Source organism: Flavobacterium urocaniciphilum (genome assembly GCF_900110615.1).
Lineage (GTDB): Bacteria > Bacteroidota > Bacteroidia > Flavobacteriales > Flavobacteriaceae > Flavobacterium > Flavobacterium urocaniciphilum.
In genome coordinates this window covers 147,777-171,876 of sequence record NZ_FOEI01000004.1, presented here as the reverse complement: position 1 = coordinate 171,876, position 24,100 = coordinate 147,777, and the positions used below count along the sequence as shown (strand labels likewise).

Annotated in this window: 16 protein-coding genes; 13 read left to right on the top strand and 3 right to left on the bottom strand. The window is 31.1% G+C overall.

Annotated features, from left to right (window positions below; all coding sequences use genetic code 11):
* The first annotated feature begins 93 nt into the window (after window positions 1-93).
* From BMY86_RS08920 to BMY86_RS08890, 7 genes are all read left to right on the top strand, one after another.
* On the top strand, window positions 94-684 hold the full coding sequence (locus BMY86_RS08920; protein WP_091467859.1) for a DNA-3-methyladenine glycosylase family protein: 591 nt from the start codon (window positions 94-96) through the stop codon (window positions 682-684).
* A 77-nt stretch (window positions 685-761) separates the two neighbouring features.
* Window positions 762-1,292, top strand: coding sequence for an inorganic diphosphatase (locus tag BMY86_RS08915; protein WP_091467857.1), 531 nt, complete (start codon window positions 762-764; stop codon window positions 1,290-1,292).
* A gap of 97 nt (window positions 1,293-1,389) precedes the next feature.
* Entirely contained in the window at window positions 1,390-4,029 is a 2,640-nt protein-coding gene (locus tag BMY86_RS08910) for a sodium-translocating pyrophosphatase (RefSeq protein WP_091467854.1), read from the top strand.
* 109 nt (window positions 4,030-4,138) lie between these two features.
* Window positions 4,139-6,403 (top strand): glycoside hydrolase family 20 protein, encoded by a 2,265-nt coding sequence (locus BMY86_RS08905; protein ID WP_091467852.1) that lies wholly within the window; start codon window positions 4,139-4,141, stop codon window positions 6,401-6,403.
* Window positions 6,404-6,415: 12 nt separating this feature from the next.
* Entirely contained in the window at window positions 6,416-7,420 is a 1,005-nt protein-coding gene (locus BMY86_RS08900) for an isoaspartyl peptidase/L-asparaginase family protein (protein WP_091467850.1), read from the top strand.
* Entirely contained in the window at window positions 7,420-8,088 is a 669-nt protein-coding gene (locus BMY86_RS08895) for a copper homeostasis protein CutC (RefSeq protein WP_091467848.1), read from the top strand. The genes BMY86_RS08900 and BMY86_RS08895 overlap by 1 nt, the downstream gene beginning before the upstream one ends.
* 47 nt (window positions 8,089-8,135) lie before the next feature.
* On the top strand, window positions 8,136-10,628 hold the full coding sequence (locus BMY86_RS08890) for a beta-mannosidase (RefSeq protein ID WP_177177156.1): 2,493 nt from the start codon (window positions 8,136-8,138) through the stop codon (window positions 10,626-10,628).
* 222 nt (window positions 10,629-10,850) lie between these two features.
* Here the strand turns inward: BMY86_RS08890 and BMY86_RS08885 are convergent, their stop codons facing one another.
* Together BMY86_RS08885 and BMY86_RS08880 are read right to left on the bottom strand one after the other, a co-directional pair.
* Window positions 10,851-11,465: a deoxynucleoside kinase gene (locus tag BMY86_RS08885; RefSeq protein ID WP_091467846.1), complete on the bottom strand. Its 615-nt coding sequence runs from the start codon at window positions 11,463-11,465 to the stop codon at window positions 10,851-10,853.
* 3 nt (window positions 11,466-11,468) lie between these two features.
* On the bottom strand, window positions 11,469-12,233 hold the full coding sequence (locus BMY86_RS08880; protein ID WP_091467844.1) for a hypothetical protein: 765 nt from the start codon (window positions 12,231-12,233) through the stop codon (window positions 11,469-11,471).
* A gap of 97 nt (window positions 12,234-12,330) precedes the next feature.
* Between BMY86_RS08880 and BMY86_RS08875 the strand changes: the two genes are divergently transcribed.
* The 3 genes from BMY86_RS08875 to BMY86_RS08865 all read left to right on the top strand — a co-directional run bounded on the left by BMY86_RS08875 (window position 12,331) and on the right by BMY86_RS08865 (window position 18,374).
* The gene (locus BMY86_RS08875) at window positions 12,331-13,278 is read left to right on the top strand and encodes a GLPGLI family protein (protein ID WP_091467842.1); all 948 of its coding nucleotides are present in this window, start codon (window positions 12,331-12,333) and stop codon (window positions 13,276-13,278) included.
* 66 nt (window positions 13,279-13,344) lie between these two features.
* On the top strand, window positions 13,345-16,056 hold the full coding sequence (locus tag BMY86_RS08870) for a TonB-dependent receptor (protein WP_091467840.1): 2,712 nt from the start codon (window positions 13,345-13,347) through the stop codon (window positions 16,054-16,056).
* A gap of 119 nt (window positions 16,057-16,175) precedes the next feature.
* Window positions 16,176-18,374, top strand: coding sequence for a hypothetical protein (locus tag BMY86_RS08865; RefSeq protein ID WP_091467838.1), 2,199 nt, complete (start codon window positions 16,176-16,178; stop codon window positions 18,372-18,374).
* A 66-nt stretch (window positions 18,375-18,440) separates the two neighbouring features.
* Here BMY86_RS08865 and metK read toward each other — a convergent pair whose 3' ends face one another.
* Window positions 18,441-19,712: a methionine adenosyltransferase gene (metK, locus tag BMY86_RS08860; protein ID WP_091467836.1), complete on the bottom strand. Its 1,272-nt coding sequence runs from the start codon at window positions 19,710-19,712 to the stop codon at window positions 18,441-18,443.
* Window positions 19,713-20,256: 544 nt separating this feature from the next.
* Between metK and BMY86_RS08855 the strand changes: the two genes are divergently transcribed.
* From BMY86_RS08855 to BMY86_RS08845, 3 genes are all read left to right on the top strand, one after another.
* Window positions 20,257-21,426 carry a trans-sulfuration enzyme family protein gene (locus BMY86_RS08855; protein ID WP_091467834.1) on the top strand — a complete coding sequence of 390 codons (1,170 nt, stop codon included), beginning with the start codon at window positions 20,257-20,259 and terminating at the stop codon, window positions 21,424-21,426.
* 2 nt (window positions 21,427-21,428) lie between these two features.
* Complete coding sequence (locus tag BMY86_RS08850) at window positions 21,429-22,919, top strand: PLP-dependent transferase (protein ID WP_177177155.1); 1,491 nt, start codon at window positions 21,429-21,431, stop codon at window positions 22,917-22,919.
* Between the two features lie 466 nt (window positions 22,920-23,385).
* Complete coding sequence (locus tag BMY86_RS08845; RefSeq protein WP_091467830.1) at window positions 23,386-24,081, top strand: phosphoadenylyl-sulfate reductase; 696 nt, start codon at window positions 23,386-23,388, stop codon at window positions 24,079-24,081.
* Window positions 24,082-24,100 lie beyond the last annotated feature (19 nt).

The window sequence follows — 24,100 nt, the reverse complement described above, 5'->3', positions numbered from 1 at the left end:
TAAAAAGGATGCCGCTACAACCGCGGCTATTATCATTTTTTATTCTTTGTAATTTCTATAATCTTTTTAATCTAAGTGAAATAAAATCTTAAAATGTTTTCAGATTTACAAAATTTAATTCAACTCGAACCGAAGTTTCAAACCATTATTGATACTTATGGAATTCCGGAAATCACTACAAGGCCATCCGGTTTTATGGCGCTTTCTCAATTGATTTTGGAACAACAAGTTTCTATGGCTTCGGCAAAAGCGTGTTATGATAAAGTAGAAAAGTATCTGAATGGATTTACACCAGAATTATTGTTAATTGCTTCAGATGAAGAGTTGAAATTGTGTGGTGTTTCACGACAAAAAATCAGTTATATTAAAAATTTAGCTTTTTGTATTGTAGAGAAACAAATCGATTTAGAAAGTTTTCATTCAAAAAAGGAAGAAGAAATTTTTGCAGAATTAATTCAGCTAAAAGGTGTCGGTAAATGGACCGCTCAAGTCTATTTGATGTTCTGTTTACAAAAGAAAGATGTGTTTCCTATCGGAGATATTGCTGTTCAACATACGATGCGCGAATTATTCCAAACGGAAACATTAATAGAAATGGAAGACTTTGCAAATAATTGGAAACCATATCGTTCCTTGGCAACTTATTTGTTATGGCATCATTATTTAAAAAAAAGAAATCGTTAATTTTTCAAAAAAACTTCCAACTTCCAACTTCCAACTCCTAACTTTTTACTACCTTTGCGCCCGAAAAATAAAATATAATGACAGCAGATAAAATACAAACGTTCGACGTTTTAGTAGAAATTCCAAGAGGAAGTAGAAACAAATATGAGTACGATTTCGATTTGAAAAGAATGCGTTTTGATAGAATGTTATTCTCTTCAATGATGTATCCAGCAGATTACGGATTTATTCCAGAAACGTTAGCATTAGATGGTGATCCATTAGATGTTTTAGTTTTAGTTACAAAACCAACTTTCCCTGGTTGTGTTATCGAAGTTAAACCAATCGGAGTTTTCCACATGGCAGACGATAAAGGTCCAGATGAAAAAGTAATTTGTGTACCTGTTTCTGATCCAATTTGGAATAAATTAAACGATTTATCAGATATCAATCCTCACTTATTAAAAGAAATTGAACATTTCTTTGAAGTTTATAAAGATTTAGAAAACAAAAAAGTTGATGTTCAAGGATGGGGAGATGTGAATGAAGCGAAACAAATTATGAAAGAATGTGTAGATCGTTTCAATGCAATTGAGAACAAACCAGAAGGATTATTTAGTATTAAGTAATTTTCAATAAATTTATTAAAAAAGGCAATTATCATTAGGATAATTGCCTTTTTTGTTTATTTTTGTTAATCTAACAATTAACTTTTTACTAAAAACTATGAATGAATTTATGATTTACTTGCCAATTGCTATGGCTATAATTGGCTTGCTTTTTATGGCTATCAAACGTTCTTGGGTTCTTAAACAAGATGCCGGTGACGGTAAAATGAAAGAAATTTCAGATTATATTTATGAAGGTGCATTAGCCTTCTTAAAAGCAGAATACAGGTTATTAGCAATTTTTGTTCTAGTTGCTAGTGTTGTATTAGCTGGAATCACTTTTATTCCAGGTGTAAAAACACATTTATTAATTGTTATAGCATTTATATTCGGAGCTATCTTTTCAGCATTAGCTGGAAATATGGGTATGAAAATTGCAACAAAAACAAACGTTCGTACTACTCAAGCGGCACGAACTAGTTTACCACAAGCTTTAAATGTTTCTTTTGGTGGTGGTACCGTTATGGGATTAGGAGTTGCTGGTTTAGCTGTTTTAGGATTAACAGGTTTCTTCATAATTTTCTATCAAAAATTTATGGGAGGTGTTTGGACAGATACTGATGGTATGACAGTCGTTTTAGAAACGTTAGCTGGATTTTCATTAGGAGCGGAGTCTATCGCATTATTCGCACGTGTTGGAGGTGGTATTTATACAAAAGCTGCCGATGTTGGTGCCGATTTAGTTGGTAAAGTTGAAGCGGGTATTCCAGAAGATGATCCTCGTAATCCTGCTACAATTGCAGATAACGTAGGTGATAATGTTGGAGACGTTGCCGGAATGGGTGCCGATTTATTTGGTTCGTATGTGGCGACTGTTTTAGCAGCAATGGTTTTAGGTAATTATGTTATTAAAGATATGGGTGGTAAAATTGAAGATGCTTTTGGAGGTATCGGTCCAATTTTATTGCCAATGGCTATCGCTGGTTTCGGAATTCTATTCTCAATTATCGGTACAATGTTAGTGAAAATTTCTAGTGATAGTGCGAAGGAAGCGCAAGTACAAAAAGCATTAAATATTGGAAACTGGGTTTCTATTGTTTTAACAGCGGTTTCTTGTTTCTTCTTAGTACAATATATGCTTCCTGAAGTAATGACTATGGAATATTTCGGAGAAGGTGCTCAAAAAATCTCATCAATGCGTGTATTCTATGCTACATTAATTGGTTTATTTGTAGGTGGTGCAATTTCTTCTGTAACAGAATATTACACAGGATTAGGCACAAAACCTGTATTAGCAATCGTGCAAAAATCATCAACAGGTGCAGGAACAAACGTAATCGCTGGATTAGCTACGGGTATGATTTCTACTTTCCCAACGGTATTATTATTTGGTGCTGCTATTTGGGCAACATACGCTTTAGCTGGATTTTACGGAGTTGCTTTAGCAGCTTCAGCAATGATGGCTACAACAGCTATGCAATTAGCAATCGATGCATTCGGACCAATTTCAGATAACGCTGGTGGTATCGCCGAAATGAGTGAATTGCCAAAAGAAGTTCGTACACGTACAGATATTTTAGATTCAGTAGGAAATACAACAGCAGCAACTGGTAAAGGTTTTGCAATTGCTTCTGCTGCATTGACTTCGTTAGCATTATTTGCTGCGTATGTAACGTTTACTGGAATTGATGGGATTAATATCTTCAAAGCACCAGTATTGGCAATGCTATTTATTGGCGGTATGATTCCTGTAGTTTTCTCTGCTTTAGCGATGAATTCAGTTGGTAAAGCTGCAATGGACATGGTGTACGAAGTACGTCGCCAATTCAAAGAAATTCCAGGAATTATGGAAGGAACTGGAAAACCTGAATATGGTAAATGTGTTGAAATTTCTACAAAAGCTGCCTTACGTGAAATGATGTTGCCTGGTATTTTAACAATCGGTTTCCCAATAGCAATTGTATTATTAGGTAAATTAGTTTATGGTGAAAACAATCAGTTAATTGCAGAAATGTTAGGTGGTTATATGGCTGGAGTTACCGTTTCTGGTGTACTTTGGGCAGTTTTCCAAAATAACGCTGGTGGTGCTTGGGATAATGCTAAAAAATCATTCGAAGCGGGTGTTGAAATTAATGGTGAAATGACGTACAAAGGATCAGATGCACATAAAGCTGCAGTTACTGGAGATACTGTTGGAGATCCATTTAAAGATACTTCTGGTCCATCAATGAATATCTTAATTAAATTAACGTGTTTAATCGGATTAGTTATTGCACCAATCTTAGGAAGCGGTCATGGAGCAGGAGACCATAAAATGGGAGCTTGTTGTGCTACTGAGAAAAAAGAAATGGTTTGCAAAGATGGTAAATGTGATTTATCAAAATGTGCAACAATGTCAAAAGAGGAATGTGCAAAAATGTGTGAAGACAATGGTTGTTCTCAAGAATGTAAAGATCAATGTATGTCACAATACGATGAAAACGGTAAATATATCGGAGACGCACATGTTCACGGTCCAAATTGTAACCACGGCCACGATGCAGATTATGATAAACGTCACCAAGATAATAGCGATGTAGTAACACAACAAGAAGAGCAAAAAATCCAAATTAAAAGAGAAAGCTTAAAAAATGGTAAAGAAAAAGCAATAGTAACCATTACTTCTGTTGTAGACGGTAAAGAAACTAAAACTGAAAAAGTTTTCGAAGGAACGGCAAAAGAAGTTGATGCTAAGATTGCAGCATTAGATCAAAAATAATTTATTACAATAGATTTTTAAAAGCCTCACTAATTGTGAGGCTTTTTTTGTATTTTTAGCCAAACAAGCGCAGCGAACTGACGCAGTAAACAACCAACACACTATTACAATGCTTAAAAAGTGCTTACTACTACTTTTATTTGTACATTTTTCCTATTCACAAAAGGATTTGGCTTTAATTCCTAAGCCTTCAAAAGTCATATTTGAAAAAGGGAATTTCATTCTGAATGAAAACACGAAAATTCTATTAACAAATTCTGAATTTCAAAACGAAGTTGATTTATTCAATCAATACTTGAAAAGCAATAATGGTTTCGAATTACAAGTTGTAAATAATTCAAAAAGCCCAATAAATACAATTGAAATTCAAAAGGAAGATTCGAGTAATTCTTCATTAGATTTCTATAAATTAAATGTTACAACATCTCAAATCCAAATTAAAGCAAGCAGAAATATTGGTGTTTTTTATGCTTTTCAAACGTTACAACAATTACTTCCAATTCAAAAAAATGAGAAATTTATATTACCTTGTTTAATAATTGAAGATCAGCCTAAATACGCTTGGCGTGGTATGCATCTCGATTGTGCACGTCATTTCTTTCCAGTAGATTTTGTAAAAAAATATATTGATTATTTAGCAATGTATAAGTTCAATACGTTTCATTGGCATTTAACCGATGATCAAGGTTGGCGTATTGAAATTAAAAAATATCCAAAATTGACTGAAATTGGCGCTTATCGAAATGGCTCAATGATTGGTCATTATAGCGATCAAAAATTTGACGACAAACGCTACGGCGGATTTTATACTCAAGAAGAAATTAAAGATGTTGTTGCTTATGCTGCTCAACGTCACATAACTATTGTTCCAGAAATTGAAATGCCAGGTCATGCTGTAGCGGCTTTAGCGGCTTATCCTGAATATTCTTGTACGGGCGGACCATTTGAAGTTGGAAAAATTTGGGGTGTTTTGGATGATGTTTTTTGTCCTAAAGATGAGACCTTTACTTTTTTAGAAAATATTTTAAGCGAAGTCATGACGTTATTTCCATCAGAATATATTCATATTGGAGGTGATGAGTGTCCGAAAATAAGATGGAAAAAATGTTCGCATTGTCAAAAAAGAATGAAGGACGAAAACTTAAAAGACGAACACGAATTGCAAAGTTATTTCATTCAACGCATTGAAAAATTCGTAAACAGAAAAGGAAGAAAAATTATAGGTTGGGATGAAATTCTTGAAGGTGGTTTAGCTCCAAACGCAGCAGTTATGAGTTGGCGCGGAACTGAAGGCGGAATCGCAGCTGCAAAGCAAAAGCATTTCGTGGTGATGTCGCCAGGTTCGCATTGTTATTTTGATCATTATCAAGGTAATCCTAAAAACGAACCAATTGCATTTGGCGGGTATACACCAGTTGAAAAAGTATATGCGTTTAATCCATCGCCAAAAGAATTAACTTCAGAAGAAGCAAAATATATATTAGGAGCACAAGCGAATCTTTGGACAGAATATATTGAAACGCCAAGTCATGTAGAATACATGATTTTTCCAAGAATGTTAGCCTTGTCGGAAGTGGTTTGGGGAACATCTAATCCTGAAAATTATACCGATTTTCAAAACAGAATGTTGCAACATTTTGAAGTTTTAGAACAGAAAGGAATCAATTTCAGTAAAGCCGTTTTTGATATTACAACTAAAGTGAAAGCAACACAAAAGGGGATTTTATTTGAACTGAATTCAGCTAAGAATTCCAAAAATATCAGATATACTTTAGACGGAACGAATCCAACTATTAATTCTTTGAAATATAAAAGTCCAATTAAAATTTCAAAAAATGTTACAATTAAAGCTGCTTATTTTGAAAATGAAGTGCAAAAAAGTGCTACAACACAACAGTCTTTTCAAATCAATAAAGCTACTGGAAAAAAAATAGAATTGATGCATCAACCAAATGAGAATTATAGTCATGGTGGCGCATTAACATTAGTAGATGGAATGGTTTCTAAGAATAAAACCCTAGGTAAAGATTGGTTAGGATTTTCGGGTAAAGATTTGAATGCAAGTATTAATCTTGGAAAAATTGAAACCATTAATAAAATAACTGTTTCCGTTTTGGAAAGTCAAGGAAGTTGGATTTACTTCCCAGAGAGTATTGAAGTTTTAGTTTCCAATAATGGAAAGGAATATGAAAGTATTGCCAAAATATCTAGAGATTCCATTAAATTAGTGGATGGAAAAGTGTTTATTAATTGTCAAACACAAAAAGCTCAATTCGTAAAAGTAATCGCAACTAATTTTGGTAAAATTCCCGATGGAATGCCTGGTGCGGGTTCCAATGCTTGGTTGTTTGTGGATGAAATTGGTGTAGAATAAAAAAATAAAAGTATGGCAAATCGTAGAAACTTTATAAAAACTGCTGCAATAGGTTCTGTTGCAATAGCTTTAAATTCTTTTAAATCGAAAGAAGATGCATCGGATGAAATTGTAAAAAATGAAAATACTGAAAGTAAACCAATTGTTCTTTCAACTTGGCGCTTTGGAATAGAAGCTAATGCTGCGGCGTGGGAAATTTTAAAAAATAACGGTCGCGCTTTAGATGCGGTAGAAGCTGGTGTAAAAGTTCCTGAAGCGGATCCAAATGAGCGTAGTGTTGGTTATGGTGGCCGACCAGATCGTGACGGGAAAGTTACTTTGGATGCTTGTATTATGGATGAGTTTTCAAACATTGGTTCGGTGGCTTGTTTAGAACATATAAAACATCCTATTTCTGTTGCTCGTTTGGTTATGGAAAAAACGCCACATGTAATGCTTGTAGGTGAAGGTGCGTTGCAATTTGCGCTTTCTGAAGGATTTAAAGAAGAGAATTTGCTAGTTGAAGAATCGGAAAAAGAATGGAAAGAATGGTTGGAAAAAAGTCAATATAAACCGATTGTAAATATTGAAAATCACGATACTATTGGAATGATTGCTTTAGATGCTCATGGTAATTTATCAGGTGCTTGTACTACAAGTGGTATGGCATTTAAAATGCATGGTCGAGTAGGAGATTCACCAATTATTGGCGCAGGATTGTTTGTGGATAATGAAATTGGCGCAGCAACCGCAACTGGACATGGTGAAGAAGTTATCCGAATTGCAGGTTGTCATTTGGTTGTTGAATTAATGCGTCAAGGAAAATCACCACAAAAAGCTTGTGAAGAAGCAGTGGAAAGAATTGTGAAATTAACCAATTTAAGAGGGAAGAAATTAAAAGAAATTCAAGTTGGATTTATCGCGCTAAACAAAAAAGGGCAATACGGTTCTTATTGTGTGCAAGGTGGCTTTAACTATGCCGTTCACGATGCTTCAGGAAATAGATTATTAGATGCTAATTACTATTTAAAAAAATAATGAATAAATTAGAAATAGCTTGTTTTAATTTAGATTCTGCTCTAATCGCACAAGAAAACGGCGCTGATAGAGTAGAACTTTGTGCAGAAATGGAAGTTGGTGGAACGACTCCAAATTTTGAAATTACCAAACAAGTTCGAAATGTAATCAGTGTCGATTTAAATGTGATGATTCGACCTCGAGGTGGGAATTTTGTGTATTCTGATGCCGAATTTGAACAAATGAAAAATGAAATACTGAAGTTTAAAGAAATGGGTGTCAACGGATTTGTATTCGGAATTTTAAATGAAGATAATTCGGTAAATAAATCTCAAAATTCAGAGTTAGTTGCTTTAGCAAAACCTTTTCCAAGTACATTTCATCGTGCTTTTGATGAGGTTTCAGATGCATTTCAATCGTTAGAAGAAATTATCCAATGCGGATTTCAAACGATTCTAACTTCCGGACAACAACCTAATGTGATGGAAGGAACCAATCAATTAAAAGAATTAGTTTCTAAAGCGAATAACCGAATTGTCATAATGCCTGGTGGCGGATTGCGTTCTACAAACATTGAGGTTTTGCAAGAACAAACTAAAGCAACTTTTTACCATTCTTCAGCAATTACGGATGGAAGTGAAATTGCAAATCCCGAAGAAATTATTCAATTAAAGAAAAAACTTTATTAGAACTTTTAATCGTTGACTAATTCATTTTCAAAACTTATATGACTTATATGTTTAAAAAAATACTACTGTTTTTAATTTTGATTTGTTGTTCAGTATCAGCTCAAAACGCATATCGTGATTTGTCTTCTGAAAATTGGACATTTCACAAACAAAACGATTCACAAAAAAATAAAGCAAAAATTCCTGGAACAATTCATACCGATTTATTTGAAAATAAACTTATTCCAGATCCGTTTTTAGGTACAAATGAAAAGCAATTACAATGGATTGAAAACGAAAATTGGGAGTATGAAACAAAATTCAATCTTTCGAAAACAGAATTAAAAAATCAAAATATCGATTTAATATTTGAAGGTTTAGATACCTATGCAAATGTTTATTTGAATGGAAAATTATTCTTAGAAACCGATAATATGTTTCGCACATGGAAACAATCTGCAAAAAAAGAATTACAAATTGGCGAAAATCACTTAAAAATTATTTTCAAATCGGCATCCAATATCGGAAAAGAAGAAGCAAAGAAATTAGCCTACATTTTACCTGGTGATGAAAAAGTATTCACTCGAAAAGCACAATATCATTATGGTTGGGATTGGGGTCCGAGATTTGTGACTTGCGGAATTTACAGACCAATTAAATTGCAATTTTGGAACGATATTAAAATCGAAAATATTAGTTACGAACAAATTAGTTTGAAAAATGATTTAGCAAAATTGAATTTTATTGTGGATTTGAATTGTCAAAAATCGGGAACGTATTTGTTGAAGATTAATGATTTTTTGAAAAGTTATTCCTTGAAAAATGGAAAAAACATACTTCAAATTCCTTATGAAATTGTCAATCCAAAACGTTGGTGGTGTAACGGATTAGGTGAACCGAATTTGTATGCTTTTCAGGTTTCAGTTTCTAAAAAGAAAAAAAATATTGATAGTAAAAAACTAAATATTGGTCTTCGTACAATTGAATTGGTACAAGAAAATGATGCTATTGGTAAAAGTTTCTATTTCAAACTAAACGGAAAACCTATTTTTATGAAAGGTGCGAATTATATTCCACCTGATAGTTTTTTACCTCGAGTTACAGATTCAGTATATCAATCCATTGTAAAAAATTCGGTGGATGCGAATATGAACATGATTCGTGTTTGGGGCGGTGGTGTGTATGCTGATGATGCTTTTTACGATGCTTGTGATAAAAACGGAATTTTAGTTTGGCAAGATTTTATGTTTGCTTGCGCGATGTATCCGAGTGATGTAAAGTTTTTAGAGAATGTAAAACAAGAAGTTGTTGATAATGTCAATCGTTTACAAAATCATCCGAGTATAGCGCTTTGGTGCGGGAATAATGAAAACGATGAAGGTTGGCACAATTGGGGTTGGCAAAAACAATATAATTATTCGGAAGCAGATTCAACTAGCATTTGGAACGGTTACAAAAAATTATTTCACGAAGTTATTCCGCAAACCTTAGATAGTTTATTAGCGAAAGAAAAAAATATCTATTGGCCTTCATCACCTTCTATTGGTTGGGGAAGAAAGGAAAGTTTATTACAGGGCGATTCTCATTATTGGGGCGTTTGGTGGGGAATGGAACCTTTTGAAATTTATAAAAAGAAAGTCGGAAGATTCATGTCGGAATATGGTTTTCAAGGGATTCCAAGCGTAGAAACGTTTAAAAAATTTGCTATAGAATCTGAATTACATTTGAATTCTGAAGTAGTTAAAGCACATCAAAAACATCCAACAGGTTTTCAAACTATACAAACGTATATGGAGCGCGATTATAAAGTTCCAACAAAGTTTGAAGAGTATGTTTATGTTTCGCAATTATTGCAAGCAGAAGGTATGAAAACCGCTATTGAAGCACATAGAAGAGCGAAACCCAACTGTATGGGAACCTTGTTTTGGCAATTAAACGATTGTTGGCCGGTAACATCATGGAGTTCGGTAGATTATTTTGGAAATTGGAAAGCCTTTCACTATCAAGCTAAAAAAAGTTTTCAAAATGTTCTAGTTTCTTTTGAGGAAAAAGAAACTGTTATTGATGTTCATATAATTAATGATGGAAAAGCTAAAGTAGGTGGGAATTTAAATTTAGAATTATGGGATTTTAATGGGGCAATTTTATGGCAATCGGAAACAGGTTATAGTGTTGATAATAAAAGTAATGTATTAGTGAGTATTCCAAAATCAATATTTTCGAAATTTGATAAAAATAAAATCGTTTTACGAGCTACTTTTTGTCATTCTTATGATGAGTTGGCAGGAAAAATTGATTGTACTCAATCTGAATTTTATTTTGTAAAACCAAAAGAATTGAAATTAGAAAAACCTGAAATTACGATTGAATATTTGCCAAATAATGAAATTAAAGTTTCTACCAATACAGTAGCTAAAAATATTTATTTGTATCAAGAAGGAACTACTTTCAGTGATAATTATTTTGATTTGCTAACCTATCCTTTTGATAGAAAAATTATCAAATTGTCTAAACCAGCAAAAGATGTAAAAGTGATGTCATTGTATGATACGATGAAATAAAAAAACTACATTTTTTATTAGCCACGAATTCACGAATTAAAATATTGTGATAATTCGTTCAACTGCGATGAAATTCGAATTAAATCGAATGTTGAAAAGGAAAATTTGAAAATTCGAGCATTCGTGGCTAAATTTTCGACAAAATAAAAAATCATTTCTGTCATTCTGAACTTGTTTCAGAATCTAAAAATACAAAGCCTTGATTTCTCAAGGCTTTATATTTTAAAATAATCCGTTTATTTCAGCATCAATTTTTCTAATAATTTCTCCTAAATCTTCCGGGTTATTTACGTAATCAATATTATCAACATCAATAATAACTAATTTACTTTTGTCGTACGTTTGAATCCAAGCTTCGTAACGTTCGTTTAGTCGGCTTAAATATTCAATCGAAATTGTGTTTTCATAATCGCGTCCACGCATGTGAATTTGCTTAACTAAATTCGGAATAGAACTTCTTAAATAAATTAATAAATCAGGCGGTCCAACTAAATCTTCCATCAAATCGAAAAGCAATTTATAATTGGTATAATCACGATTCGTCATTAAACCCATAGCATGTAAGTTCGGCGCGAATATAAAAGCATCTTCGTAAATTGTTCTATCTTGAATGGTTTTTTTACCAGTTTTTCGAATATCTAAAATTTGTCTGAAACGACTATTTAAGAAATAAATCTGCAAGTTAAAACTCCAACGCTCCATCGAATGGTAAAAATCATCTAAATACGGATTGTCATCAACATCTTCAAAATGTGCTTCCCATTTAAAATGTTTGGCTAACATTTTGGTTAAAGTCGTTTTTCCAGCTCCAATATTTCCAGCAACAGCTATATGCATTTTCTATTTTTTTATTTGGTATGTGATTAATTGAGAGTCGGTAAAAATAGACAAAATTCCATCTTTAAAGAAAACTTTTTTAATCAAATTTTCATGAATATTTAAGGGAACAATTAACAGCTGAGAAATGTCTACATAAAACACTTCGTTATTCGAAGTATACACACATTCTTGGTCTGAAAAACTGATTTGGTTAAATTCACCTATAACCGATTTATATTCTAAATTACCAAATTTGTCAATAGAAAAATATGTAAAATCATCTTTAATAATATACAATTTGTTATAATCGGAATAACAATGTTTAATTTTTAAGGTCATTGGGTTATTAAGCAATCGAAATTTATTCGAATTCAAATTATATAAACCGAATTTTTGACTAAAATTATCATAAAACCATAGTTCGTTTTGTGAAGCGGGTTTTAAAACTTCACAATTAATATCTGTAAAAAGGGTAGTATTGATTTCATTAAATTGAGCGTCTAACAAAACAAAAGCATTATTTTCCTTATAAAAAACAATCGTTTGCAACATGTTAAAAGTTTCAACACCTGAAATTTTACCGTATTTATTATTGGCGTAATTTAAGGTGTCCGACTTTGTAACTTTATATAAATTATTACCAGTAGAAAAATAATTATTTCCTGAAATATCAGTTCCCCAAAAATTTTCAAATTTTGTTGGCTTTGTTTCAAGCTTCTCAAATTGAATTTTTTGCGCATTTGATGTAAACCAAATCGATAGGATAATTAAAAATAAAACTCTCATATAATTATAATTAACACAAAAATAACAAATTAAGGTGTAACTTTTTTTGATTTTTGTAGTCTAAATAAATAACGAAAACAAAAAATATAACATAATAATGAAAAAAATATTTTTAGCTGTATTAGGTTTGTCAACTTTTATAGCATCAGCACAAAAAGATTTCCAAGGAATGGCAGTGTACGAGTCGAAAACTTCTACAGCAGAAATTGCTAAAAATTTCGAGACAAATAAAGATATGACTCCAGAAATGAAGCAACAAATTTTGGAAAGAATGAAAAAAATGTTTGAAAAAACGTTTATTCTAAACTTCGACAAATCGGCTTCAATTTATAAAGAAGAGGAAAAATTAGATGCGCCTGGTCAAAGTGGTGGTGGTAGAATGATGTCGTCTTTTATGGGCGGTGGCGGAACCTATTACAAAAATGTTAAAGACAAACAGTATACGGTTGATAAAGAGATTTTTGGTAAAGAATTTTTAATTAAAGATTCATTGCCAAATTTAAAATGGGTTTTAACGGAAGAAACGAAACAAATTGGAGATTATACTTGTTTTAAAGCTACTGCTGTTAAAGAAGCTAGTAAGTCTGATTTTAGAAATTTCAGAATGAAAAAAGAAGAACCTAAAAAAGTTGCTGTAAAAACGGAAGAAGTAAAAAAAGACGAAAAAGCTGCAACAACTGAAACTAAAACAGAAGAGAAAAAAGAAGAAAAGAAAACAAACTTCTTCGATGAAGTTGATATGCCTAAAGAAATTACAATCACAGCATGGTATTGTCCTGAAATTCCAGTAAATCAAGGTCCAGAAGGATATTGGGGATTGCCAGGTTTAATCATGGAAGTAAATGATGGTAAAACGGTAATTATGTGTTCGAAATTGGTAATGAATGTAAAGGATAAAGTTGAAATTAAAGCGCCAACAGGTGGTGATAAAGTAACCCAAAAAGAGTATGATGATATCATCATGAAAAAAATGCAAGAAATGCAAGAAATGAATGGTGGTAATCCACATGGAAGAGGCGGAATGCAAATTAGAATGAGTAGATAATTAAATTTAAATAAATGCAATTTTTAAGTCGTCAATTATGGCGACTTAATTTATACTATAAAACGAATGAAAAAAATAATTTTACTATTTGCCTTAACATTTTCAGCCTTAATAAGCGCACAATCCGTTAAAGTTACCGGTATATTAAAAGATTCCAAAGATGTAGTGTTAGAATCAGCCAATGTAATGGCGGTAAATCAAGGTACTAAAGCTATGGATTCATATAACTTAACAAATGATAAAGGACAATTTTCATTAACGTTAAAACCTAATACTGAGTATAAAATTAAAGCAGGTTACGTTGGATATGCTCCATTTGAAAAGATCATAACGACGGGTAAAGAAAACATGACTTTCGATATCGTATTAAGTGGTTCAGATGAAATTGAAGCTATTGAGATTATAAAAGAAATGCCCGTTCGTATCAGTGGTGATACCATTATTTATAATTCAGATTCGTTTACAAATGGTACGGAAAAGAAATTAGAAGATGTTTTGAAAAAATTACCGGGTGTTTCTGTAAATAAAGATGGAGAAATTGAAGTTGAAGGGAAAAAAGTACAGAAGGTAATGGTGGAAGGAAAAGATTTTTTTGATGGTGATACTAAAATTGCAACCAAAAATATTCCTGCCGATGCATTAGATAAAATTCAAGTTTTAAGAAATTATAATGAGGTTTCTAATTTAAAAGGATTAGAAAATAACGAAGATAATGTTGCCTTAAACATTAAGCTAAAAGAAGGAAAAAAGAACTTTTGGTTTGGTGATATGTTAGCCGGAGCTGGAGTGGGCGATACGGAAGATAGAAGTATATTAAATCCGAAATTGTTTTATTATAGTCCGAAATACAGCGTAAACTTAATTGGAAACATCAATAATATTGGAGAATTGCCTTTAACGATGCAAGATTATTTCAAGTTTACGGGCGGATTTAAAAACATGATGAAAAAAGGAGGATCTAGTTTCAATGTGTCTTCAAATGATTTAGGAATTATGGGAATGCGAAACAATCGTGCTAAAAATATTGATGCGAAATTTGGTGCGGCGAACTTCTCATATAATCCTTCAAAAGCTTTAACGATTAGTGGTTTCGGAATTTATTCGTACAATAAAACAGATTTGCAAACAACTAATATTTATCAGCGTAATGAAAAATTGCCAAATGGTACGCCAATTAATGTTGTTGAAAATAGAGAAGATTTTTCTAGACAAAAAACAGATTTAGGATTGTTTAAGTTAAGTTCGAGCTATGTACCATCAACCAAACTGCATGTTGATTATGATGTGTTATTAAAAACATCTAATCAATTAGAAAATCAAAGTGTGTTTTCGAGTTTACAAGGTGATATTTATACTACAAAAAAACAAAAACCACTTTCGGTTAATCAGAACTTAAATTATTATTACACACTTAATGATAAAAATGTTTTGGCTTTCGAATTGCAAAACTTGTTTCAACAAGAAGATCCTTTTTATAACGCGAACTTACAAATTCAGCCATTCTTTTTAACGGGCTACGATAATTCGCAAACAAGAAATGATATTAGTCAAAATCGTTTTGTAAAAACCAATAAAACAGATGCGAAGTTCGATTACTATTATATGGTTACACCAAAAAGTAACATTAATATTACTATAGGAAATACGTATTCGTATCAAAATTTCAACTCTAATATGTTTCAGATTTTAGATAATGGAACGCAGAATAATTTATCAAGTGTTGAAAATACTAACGATGTAAATTATGCTTTTAATGATGCATTTTTAGGAGTACATTATAAAATTTTAAAAGGTAAGTTCACATTCAATCCTGGAGTTTCATTCCATCAATTTAATACAAATGATGAACAGTTAGGGACTTCAAACAAAATGAGTTTCAATAGAGTATTGCCAGATTTTTATGCGTTATGGCAAATGAAAAAATCACAATCGTTAACGTATAATTTCTCTTTAACAAATAGCTTTACGGATATTAATAAATTGGCAGAAGGCTATGTGTTCTCTAATTACAACAGTTTGTATTCTGGAAATAGAAAGTTAGAAAATTCAATTTCTCAAGTGCATACTTTACGATTTTTTAAATTTAGTATGTTTAATATGGAGCATATTGCAGCTAATGTTATGTATACAAAACAAACGGATATTATTACCAATCGTGCTTTGTTAACGGGTGTAAATCAGGAATCAACTAGCGTAAATATGAATTCAAATTTTCCAATGGAATCGGTTTCAGGTATGTTTACATATGGTCGTTCATTTGCACGTTATTATAAAGCAAGTACTACAGCTAGTTTGTCTTGGTCTAAAAACAACAATATTCGTGTAAATCCTGATAATTCTGAGTTTGTTCAAGCTACAAAACAGTTTACACAAAATTACGGAGTTGATTTCTCAACAAATTTTAAAAAAATTCCAAATATTCAATTGGCCTATGATTTTAATATAAGCGATTTTCAAAATCAAGTATATTATGAAGACAATCCTTCTGTTACGTTAGAATATTTCTTTTTGAATGCTTTTTCCTTTACGTCAGAATATAGTTTTTATCATAATAGAAATAAAGAAAAAACAATTGATACTGAATATGATTTCTTAACAGCTTCATTGAGTTATCAGAAAAAAGATAGTAAATTAGAATATAAGTTAAGTGCAACAAATTTATTAAATACAACTACTCAAAATACAAGTAGTTTTAATGCATTAGGAGGTTCAAATAACTTTACAAGTTATTATGTGCAACCACGCTATATTATTTTTAGTTTGAAATACAATTTATAGTATTTTCAATTAATAATTATGTAAGAAAAAATTTAAAATCTCAACTAATTTTAGTTGAGATTTTTTTGTGTTACCAATAGAAAACTATACTTTTACTCCATACAAAACATTCTATTTAAATGAAAAAAATCTTCTTTCTTTTTGCAATTGTAGCACAGTTTTCAATTGCGCAAACTAATCCAATTTCTGGTGAATACATCAGTGTTGAAAAGCCAACATCGGGAATTAATTTGATTATCAATAATGATAACACGTATCATTTAGCTATTTTTTCAGGGAAATACAAAATGGAAAATGATTCGATTTATTTTGAAAATAGATTGGATGAATATGATTTTGATTTAAAATTTGAAAAAGGAAAATCATCATCAAAAGAAATTACTATTTTTTCTGAACCTACAAGTGTTTTTAATTTTATGTCGGGAATTCATCTTGGTGTACAAGAAAAAGAAAATGGTCCTATTGTATATAAAAGTTTAAACGAATATTTCGATAAAGACGCGTTAGAAGAATATAATGAGGATTTATATAATGCAGAAAAAAGTAAAGAAGATAAAAAAATATCTTTTTCATTGCCAAGACCTTATGCGTTATACTTTGTAAAAGACAAAAAGAAATCGGCAAACATTGAAAAATATATTATACCATCTGATGTTGTTAAGATTACAGTGGAAACAAACAGTAATATTTTTAGAGAATTAGATTTATCTGGAAAACTAAATGAAGATAAATCATTAACGATTGCGATGGGTGGTAAAGATCCAATAACTTTTCAAAATAGAAATAATTTGCCAAAATCTGATTTTGAAAAGCCAATTTCAAAAAGTAGAGAATTAAACTGGACCTACAAAGGTAAAAAAGAAGGTTTTGAAATGTTCTCTGACTCTACAGCTATTGATACTACTGCGTATGCTTATGATGATTACGGAGATAGAGAATCGGATTATAAGTTTTCTGTAAAAGTGGAAACTAATTTGGAAGATGCAATTAAGAATTTAAAATCAAAATATTTAGTATTGTATTACAATCCGAAAAGTAAGAATCAACAAAAAGAATTTGATGAAATTATTGAAGATTACAATACAGCAGTAAGTTATGATATGTATGATGCGTATAATGAAGAATACGATAAATTCAATTTTTATAATGCAACTTCAAAAGACGAAAAATTATTAAAAGCCAATGGAATAACAAAATTTCCTGTTGCGGTAATTTTAGATGATAAAAAACAAGTGTTGGCAACGTATAAAGGAAGATACAATGACTTATCGGATGAAGTAAATAAATATGATTTTCCAGATAAAATTGTAGTTGCACAAAGAGCAAAACAGGTAGATGAATTGCTTTCGGCTAAAACGGTTGATAATGCTAAATTATTACAAGTATTTATAGAAAATAAAAATAGTTACTACGATCGATTTTTTGATATTCCATATAATAAATATGTGGATGATTATGTAATTCCAACAGATACAGTTGCTGCGGTATCTGATGATGTTGTGGTTGCTGAAAATTATAATAAATCTAAATTTGAATTTTACTCGATTAAAACCTCACAAGTGGTTTTTAACCAGAAGTTAAAAGACATCTTTATTTCTTATCAAGCGAAAAAAATTGTAGATGAAAACTTAATTGGAGTTTTGTTAAATGAAGTTATATATGATTATAATTCTCAAAAATTTTTCAATAAAGAAAATTCAATTTCTAAAGATGATGCTAAAAAATACTTAGCTTATGCGATTAATTATGATGCAGATAAATTTAAAAAAATAAAGATTTTGAATGATGTTGCTATCTATATCATGAATTTAGAAGATAAAAAAGATGCAACTTATGAGGAGATTTCTAAAAACATAATGATTAAATCTAATTATAGTGTAGCTACCATTAAAGCGTTTTTAGAAGTTGTTTCGCATAAAAATTCTGAAGTAGATGCTATTGTAAATATAATTAATCAATTACATGCTAAGGTTAATGCGAATAATATGTTATTCGATAATTTAAATGCAGAATATGAAGAAATGAATGAAATTTATGAAAGAGTTTCAGAATGGAATGATTTGAAAAATTATTATGGTGAAGTTTTTGCTTCTGCCTCTCAATATATCTTAAAGCATAAAGCTACTTCAAAATACAATGAAGTTAAAAAATGGTTAGATTTTGCTAATACGGTTTCTAAAAATAATATTCAAGTGTATCAAGCACTTTACGATTATAATATAGAAATTGCTAATACTGCTAAAGCGAATGAAGTAAAAGTGAAGTTAGATGTTTTGAAAGCTAAAGAAGAAGAGCTTCGAAAATTATATGAAGACTAATTAAAATAAAAAACCCGTCTAGTAAATTAACAAGACGGGTTTTTTTATAATTGAATTTGAAAATTATTAGATTCCAAAAGCAGTTTTAATATCTGCAACTCTGTCTAATTTTTCCCAAGTGAATAATTCAACTTGAACTTCTTTTTTCTCACCAGTTGGCGATACGAAAGTTTTAGTAACCACTTCATTTTTACGACCCATGTGTCCGTAAGCAGCAGTTTCGCTATAAATTGGTGTTCTTAACTTTAAGTTTTGCTCAATTGCATAAGGTCTTAAATCAAATAATTGAGCCACTTTATCAGCAATTACAGCGTCAGATAAACCATTGTTAGCTGTTCCGTAAGTGTTTACATAAATGTTACATGGTTTAGCAACTCCAATTGCGTAAGAAACTTGCACTAAAATCTCATTGGCTACACCAGCAGCAACTAAGTTTTTAGCAATGTGTCTTGCAGCATAAGCAGCACTACGGTCAACTTTACTTGGATCTTTTCCAGAGAAAGCACCACCACCATGAGCACCTTTACCACCATATGTATCAACGATAATTTTTCTACCTGTTAATCCAGTATCTCCGTGTGGTCCTCCAATTACGAATTTTCCAGTAGGGTTAATGTGGTATTCAATGTTGTCATTAAATAAATGAGCATATTGTGGGTATTTTGCTAAAATTCTAGGAACTAAAATTTCAATAATATCTTTTTTGATTTTAGCTAACATAGCTGTTTCTTCATCGAAATCATCATGCTGTGTTGAAACTACGATAGAGTCAATTCTTACTGGCTTATTTTCGTCGTTGTACTCTAAAGTAACTTGCGATTTTGCATCTGGACGTAAATAAGTAATTGCCGAATTTTCTCTTCTTAATTCTGCTAATTCTTGTAATAATTTATGAGATAAATCTAAAGCTAATGGCATTAAATCTGCAGTCTCGTTAGTAGCATAACCAAACATAATTCCTTGGTCACCTGCTCCTTGAGCATTTGCTTTCGATTCGAAATCAGTTGCTGCAGCTCTGTCAACCCCTCTGTTAATATCATCAGATTGTTCATGAATAGCCGATAAAATTCCACAAGAATTTGCTTCGAACATATATTCACTTTTGGTATAACCAATTTTCTTGATTACATCACGAGCAATGTTTTGAACATCTAAATAAGTGTTTGATTTTACTTCACCAGCCAAAATAACTTGTCCAGTTGTAACTAAAGTTTCACAAGCTACTTTTGACGATGGGTCAAATGCTAAAAAGTTGTCAATTAATGCATCACTAATTTGATCTGCAATTTTATCTGGATGTCCTTCACTCACAGATTCTGACGTAAATAAATATGCCATAATTATCTAAATATGATTTATATTAATATTGTCGAAAAAATTGCAAGTAAATACTAAAGGAAGGTGTTTCTGCTTTAGCATTTTTTATAATACGGAATAAGTTCCAGTATTAAGAGGTTGCAATCAGTTCAAATTTTTCCTCTTTAATTGTGGCGCAAATTTATAAAATCAAATTGATATACAAGTTATTATTTGTAATATTTTGTTTTTATTCTGTAAAATGAAGATGCTTTTTCAGGATATTTAACAAAAATAACTAGTCTGTAAAAGGTTTTAAGTAGATAAAAAATCTATAAAGATTATTTAAAATAGTAAAAAATAGAAAAATAAACTATAAATTTTATTATATTAGAAAATAATTCTAATTTTGCCTCGATTAAAATAATAACATGCTAAGAACAACAAATCATATGATGATGCAAATGATGATGATGTGGAAATTTTCCGCAGGGTATTCTATTTGTTAAATCTAAAAAATTAAAAATATAAATAGACCTCTGCTTTTGTAGAGGTTTTTTTTTGTCTAAACTTAAACACATATAACATGCAACTTGAAACTTTATTAGCTAATATAGCACAACATTCCAACTTAGTAGATTCTTATGGAGCTACCCATTTGCCAATTTATAACACAGCAACTTTCGATCAAAAAAGACAATTTCCAAATAATAAAAATTACGATTATTCAAGAACAGATAATCCCACTCGAAATGCATTAGAAGATATTTTTGCCATTGCAGAAGAAGGTGCAGGTTGTGTTTGTGTCAATACTGGTGTTTCTGCTTTGGCTTTACTTTTTGATACTGTTCTTAAAACGGATGATGTGATTTTAGTCGAGAGAGATTGTTATGGCGGCACTTATAGATTGTTGAATATTTTATTAGAAAAGAATGATATTCAAACGTGTTACGCAGATTTTACCAATGTAACCGAAGTGGAATCTGTCTTACAACAAAATAAAATAAAACTGATTTTATGTGAATCGCCAACAAATCCAAGTTTAAAAATTGTCGATTTACAAGCAATTGCCGAATTAAGTAAAAAATACAACTCGCTTTTTGCAGTAGATAATAGCATGGCAACATTTGCCGCCCAGAAACCGTTGGTTTTGGGTGCCGATTTTTCTCTATTTTCGGCAACGAAGTTTATATCAGGTCATGGTAGTGTTGTGGCTGGAGCGATTGTAGCAAAATCAGAATATTGGGCAGAGCGTTTGAATTATTTCTCCAATGCCAATGGAAGAGCACAGAGTCCGTTTGATGTTTTTTTAGTTTCTCTTGGTTTACCAACTTTAGTATATAGAATGAAAACTCAAGAGCAAAGTGCGATTCAGCTTTCGGAATTTTTAAATTCTTTACCAGAAGTGTTGGAAGTGAAATTTCCAGGATTGCCATCGCATCCACAATATGAATTGGCGAAACGTCAAATGGAAATCATTCCAGCGGTATTAACAATTACCTTGTCATCGGCAGAAAAAGCGGAACAATTAATTCGAAATACTAAACTATTTGGAGAAAAAGTGTCTTTTGGAACATCGGATTCTCGTTTGGAAATTCCATCAAAAATGAGTCATGCGACTTATTCAGATGAAGATTTGAAAAAAATTGGCTTGACGCATGCGACAGTGCGAATTTCTGTTGGATTGGAAAATGTGAACGATTTAATTGCAGATATTCAACAAGCTTTAAAAGTTGAAACTATTAAATGTGTATAATTATGAATGAAGTATTAAATGATTATTTTTTCGAAATTCCTTGTGGGGAAACGCTTCCTTTGGATAATCCTCATGCAGTTTCGGTAAGTTTACCTAAAATACAAAATGTTATTGATTATGAAGAAGGGAAGTCGAAAGTAATCAATAAAATGAAATCAGGTTATCCGCGATTTTTTCAAAATCATTTTGTCAAACAATTGACACAATTTATAAAGGAAAAGTATAAGATTTCGAATAATGAAATTATCATTCCGGTAACCTCAGTTCAGGCGGTAAATTGTATTGAAAAAAAGTTCGGAGTTACTTTAGAATTTGTGGAAGACAAGTTTAAAAATGTTTTTTTGATTTTAGATAGTAATGATACAAATGTTAAGAAATATTCTGTTTTTATTCGAAATGCTGGATTAATTATTAGTTCAAGAAAAGCTGAAGCTACATTGTTTGAATTAGGTTTAATAGGCTCAATTTTCGAAGAAGACCAAGTTTCGGAAAATCAAGGTGTTCAAAATATAAAAAATACATTGAGTGAAGCTTATGGTACAACTTCTGATAAAATTATTCTATCGAATTGTGGCATGAATGCTTTATATGCGGCAACAGAAGCATTGGTGGCGTATCAAAAAGAATTTGGTAAAACGCAAATTGTTCAATTGGGCTGGTTGTATGTAGATACGATGGAAATTATTGAAAGAAATGTCAATTCGCATATTCAAATAAATATTTTCGATTTAGATCAATTGGAAAATTGGTTAGAAAATAATCATCAAAAAGTAGCTGTTTTAATTACAGAAGTAGTGAGTAATCCGCTTTTACAATGTGTTGATTTGCCGAATTTATATGAACTTTGTTCGCGTTATTCTGTAAAATTAATAATTGATAATACTTTGGCATCGCCTTACTGTGTAGATGTTTTACCATATTGTGATGTAGCAGTTGAAAGTTTAACCAAGTTCGCGTGTGGAAATGCCGATTTACTTTTTGGAGCTATTATAGTAAAAGAAGATGCGTTAATTTCAGAAATTAATGATTATGTGATTGAACCATTTGAAGGTGAAATTAAGCGTTTAGGATATGAGATTTTAGAATATGAAAATCGAGTGCAAAAGATTTCTGAAAATACAATTTTATTGTATGAATATTTAAAAAGCCAATCAAAAGTAAAAGAAATTAAATGTGTTTTAGATGAAAAAAGCACAAAAAACTTTTCGAAAATTAAAAAAGGGAATTTAATTCCAGGGTTGCTTTCTGTAGTTTTCGATAAAGATTTAGAGTATTATTATGATCAATTGAAATTAGCCAAAGGTCCAAGTTTAGGAACGGAATTTACTTTAGCGATGCCTTATGTGTATTTGGCGCATTATAATTATTTGAAATCCGATTTAGGTTTGTTGAAATTAAACGATTTAGGTTTGAATCCAGATTTGCTTCGAATTTCAGTTGGTACAGAACCTATTGAAGATATTATAAATGCATTTCGTGTTATTTTTAAATAAAGTTTATACGGAAAATTATTCTATAAAAACTAAAATAAACATGATTTTTAATCATTAAAAATAATATTAAACAATAAAATTTAGAAAATTAATCTAAAAAATTTGGTTCAGCAGAAAATTAATCTATCTTTGCTCCATAATTAATAAACAAGAAAATGATATTTACAATTTGCAATATGTGTTGTTGTATGGGGAAAATTTCCGCAGAGATGACTATTGCCTAATTTTAAATTTAAAAATAGTTAAAAGCCTCTGCATTTGTAGAGGCTTTTTTTATATCCAAAAACTAAAAAAAAATAAATAAATGATTTCAATTAATATAAAAAATTCAGTTTTAACTTCAGTTTGTTGTGCGTGCTTTCTCAAAAGGGAGCCGTAACACTGTATTGGTATATAATTCAATCAAAATAGTATAAAGCTCCTTCCAAAAGAAGGAGCTTTTTTTATTTCAATCAAAATCAACAAAATGCAAAACACATTATTAAAAATTATTGAAAACAGTAAAACATTAGAAGAAAAGTTCTTGAAAATAGCTAATTCAGTTCAAGGAAAAATAGTTTTTTCAACCAGTTTCGGAATTGAAGATCAAGTTATTTCTCATGTTATTTTTTCTCGAAAAATTAAAAATATAGAGGTTTTTACCTTGGATACGGGCCGACTTTTCGCTGAAACCTACTCAGTTTGGGATAAAACACAATTGCAATACAATACAAAAATTAAAGCTTATTATCCGAAGACCAATCAAATTGAAAACTTCATCAACGAAAACGGAATTAATCCTTTTTATGCTTCTGTCGAACTACGAAAAGAATGCTGTTTCATCAGAAAAGTAGAGCCATTAAACAGAGCCTTGCAAGATGTGAAAATTTGGATAACAGGTTTACGTGCCGAACAATCTGAGAATAGAAATGGATTAAAGGAATTAGAATGGGACGAAGAAAAACAATTATTCAAATTCAATCCACTATTAAACTGGACAACTGAAGAAGTGGTTGGTTTTTTAAAGCAAAATGGAGTGCCTTATAACACTTTGCATGATAATGGCTTTGTTAGTATTGGTTGCGCACCTTGTACAAGAGCTATAAAACCTGGAGATCATTTTAGAGCAGGTCGATGGTGGTGGGAAGAACAATCCAAAAAAGAATGTGGATTACATCAATAATTAAATACAATTTAAAATA